This window comes from Ruminococcus sp. CAG:379, assembly GCF_000434255.1.
GTDB classification, from domain to species: Bacteria; Bacillota; Clostridia; order Oscillospirales; family Ruminococcaceae; genus Ruminococcus_F; species Ruminococcus_F champanellensis.
The window spans coordinates 1-972 of sequence record NZ_FR894831.1; the positions used below are offsets into that span (position 1 = coordinate 1).

A 972-nucleotide genomic window follows, 5' to 3' on the forward strand; every position below is an offset into this window, starting at 1 on the left:
GACGGTTTTAATGCCATGATTGCAGATGCATGGGCAGGCAGAATTGACCTGATTGTTACGAAATCAGTATCTCGTTTCGCCCGAAACACTGTGGACAGCCTGACGACGCTCAGAAAGCTGAAGGAAAAGGGCGTGGAGATCTACTTTGAAAAAGAAAACATCTACACACTAGACTCCAAGGGCGAACTTATGATAACCATCATGAGTTCTTTAGCGCAGGAAGAAAGCCGATCTATTTCGGAGAATGTGACATGGGGACAGCGAAAGCGTATGGCGGATGGCAAGGTCACAATGCCTTACGGACGATTTTTGGGATATCGTAAGGGAGAGGACGGGCTTCCTGAGATCGTACCGGAGGAGGCTGAGGTTGTTAAGCTCATATACAAGTCTTTCATGGAAGGGCTTTCATACTATAAGATCGCACAGTTTCTGATGAGCCGAAATATTCCCGCCCCTGCCGGCGGTGAGAAGTGGTACACACGAACTGTGGAAAGCATTCTCACGAATGAGAAGTACAAGGGCTCAGCGCTGCTGCAAAAGAAGTTTACTGTGGATTTCCTGACGAAAAAACAGAAGGTCAACGAGGGTGAAGTTCCACAGTATTTCATCGAGGACAGCCATCCTCCGATTATTGATCCGCAGGAATTTGAGCTTGTGCAGGCGGAAATAGCAAGGCGCAAGGAAATTGGAAAGGTCTACAGCAGCAGTAACATTTTCTCAACAAAACTGGTATGCTCCTGCTGTGGTGGTTTCTTCGGCTCTAAAGTTTGGCATTCTACCTCCAAATACCGTCGTGTGATCTGGCAGTGCAACCACAAATTTTCCAAGTCTTCCGGAAACGAAAAGTGTAAAACGCCACATCTTTATGAGGACGAGATAAAAAAGCGGTTCATCGAGGTGTGTAATCGGATCGCCGCTGATAAGGAGAACTTCGTAGCTTCCTGCCGACAGATCGTGGATATGCTTTCCGAC

The 972-nt window shown here is 47.3% G+C and carries 1 protein-coding gene; it reads left to right on the forward strand.

Annotated features, from left to right (window positions below):
• Window positions 1–972 (forward strand): recombinase family protein (locus tag QVO51_RS02110; protein WP_288167758.1); only part of this gene is annotated, 972 nt, incomplete at both ends.